Origin of the sequence: Mesorhizobium sp. M7A.F.Ca.CA.004.12.1.1 (genome assembly GCF_003997835.1) — a bacterium.
Lineage (GTDB): Bacteria > Pseudomonadota > Alphaproteobacteria > Rhizobiales > Rhizobiaceae > Mesorhizobium.
On sequence record NZ_RZRK01000945.1, the window covers coordinates 1 to 2181 of the forward strand.

2 protein-coding genes are annotated in these 2181 nt (G+C 62.4%); one reads left to right on the plus strand and one right to left on the minus strand.

The annotated features are described in order from the left end of the window. Positions 1-652: aminotransferase class I/II-fold pyridoxal phosphate-dependent enzyme (locus EN984_RS32060; RefSeq protein WP_127384239.1), on the minus strand; the 652-nt coding region annotated here is incomplete at its 3' end. A gap of 204 nt (positions 653-856) precedes the next feature. On the opposite strand from EN984_RS32060, the gene EN984_RS32065 reads away from it, so the two are divergent. Next, on the plus strand, positions 857-2035 hold the full coding sequence (locus EN984_RS32065) for an FAD-binding oxidoreductase (RefSeq protein WP_127269417.1): 1179 nt from the start codon (positions 857-859) through the stop codon (positions 2033-2035). The last annotated feature ends 146 nt before the right edge of the window (positions 2036-2181 follow it).

Sequence of the window (2181 nt, forward strand, 5' to 3'; positions counted from 1 at the left end):
GGAAGGCACGTCCATCGAACAGGATATGCTCGTAGATGTCGTCGGTCAGAACGTGCACATGCGGGTGATCGAGCAACACCCCGGCCAGGCCGGCAAGTTCGTCGGGGCTGTAGACGGCGCCAGTCGGATTGGAAGGCGTGTTGAGCAGCAGCCATTTGGTGCGCCCGGTGATCGCGGCTCGCAGGGCTTGCGGTGTCAGTTTGAAGCCCTGCGCCTCCGTGCAAGGAACGACCACGGGCTTGCCTTCGCCGAGCAGGACGATGTCGGTGTAGGAAACCCAATAGGGCGCGGGGACGACCACCTCGTCACCGGGGGCCAGCGTTGCCAGCAGGGCGTTGTAGATGATCTGCTTTGCGCCACCCGCGACGCTGATTTGCGAAGGCTTGTAATCGAGGCCGTTCTCGCGCCTGAATTTCCCGGCCACCGCCTTCTTCAGCGCGGCGGTGCCGTCGACCGCCGTATAGCGCGTTTCACCCCTGCGCATCGCCTCGTAGGCCGCCTCGACGATGTGCGGAGGCGTTGGAAAATCCGGCTCGCCGGCGCTCAGGCTGATGACGTCGATGCCGGCCGAGCGCATTTCGATTGCCCGCGCGGTGACCGCCATGCTGGGGCTTGGCTTGATGACGTCAAGACGGGGAGCGATGAGGCCCACGGGAAATCCTCGTCATGGCTGCCGCGACGTTGCCGGGCAGGTGATATCTGGTGAAAATTGGATAATGTATTCTGATTTTCGCGTCAAACCCCTTTTTCTGCATCGAAGACCGGGTTATGTCTCATTCCAGTGGTGGGTCGATAGAGGAAAGTATCCAATCCTTCATCGCCGCGTATGACATTCGAGATAGGGAACACGATTGGAATGGGCACGAACTATGATGTGGTGATCGTCGGCGGCGGCGTTGTCGGCAGCTCGATCGCCTATTTCCTGTCAGCCAATCCGGATTTCGATGGCAGTATTGCGGTGATCGAGCGGGACCCCTACTACACGGCCTCCTCGTCTTCCTTGTCGACCAGCGCCATCCGCCAGCAGTTCGGCACGGCGCCCAACATTGCCATGTCGAAGTTCAGCATCGACTTCCTGCGCCAGGTAAAGACGCGGCTTGCCATCGGCGACGAGTTGGCCGACATCGGCCTGCATGAGCCCGGTTACCTCGTGCTGGCGACACCCGAGCGGGCAGACGCGCAGCGTGCCAAGAACCGCGTTCAGCGCGGCATGGGCGTCGACGCCGAACTGATCGAGCAGGTCGATCTGGCACGACGCTTCCCGTGGCTCAACACGGACGATCTCGCCCTTGGCTCGCTCGGCCTTGGCAGCGAAGGCTGGTTCGACGGCCCCGGCCTGATGCAGGCCTTTCGCCGCAAGGCGCGCACGCAGGGCGTGGACTATCTTGCCGCGACGGTGACCGGACTGACCATGGCGTCTCCCCAAAAGGTCGGCGAAGTGGTGCTCGACAATGGCGACCGGCTTGCCGCCGGCACGGTGATCAACGCGGCCGGACCGTGGAGCGCGGGCATCGCCAGGATGGCCGGCGCCGAACTGCCGGTTGTCCCGAGCAAGCGCTGCGTCTTCGTCTTCGAAACGCCGGCAACGATCGAAAACTGCCCCTTCGTCTTCGACACGAGCGGCTTCTGGCTGCGGCCGGAAGGCCAGCTCTTCCTGTGCGGTATTCCGCCGGTGCGCGAGAACGAGCCGGACGATTTTGGCCTGGATGTGGATTACGACCTGTTCGACGAGTTGATCTGGCCGGCGCTCGCCCATCGCGTGCCCGGGTTTGAGCAATTGCGCATGCTGCGCGCCTGGGCGGGGCTCTACGAATACAACACCTTCGACCACAGCGGCATCATCGGCCGGCATCCCGAGGTTTCGAACTTTGTCCTGGCTACCGGCTTCAGCGGCCACGGCATGATGCATGCAGCGGCGACCGGGTCGGGCGTCAGTGATCTCATTGCCTATGGCGAGTACCGCTCTGTCGACCTGTCGGCCTTCCGCTACGAACGGATCGCTGGCAATCAACCTATCGAGGAACATGTCTACTGAAGCGAAACGGGCGACATGGCATCGCGGTGACAACGGTGCTATGCGTCCACTTCTTCAATCAACACGGCGCCAGTCAACAAACACGGCGGCCGCCTCAGGCTGATTCATGCTCGTACAGAAGAAAACCATCTCGACCCAGGTCGCCG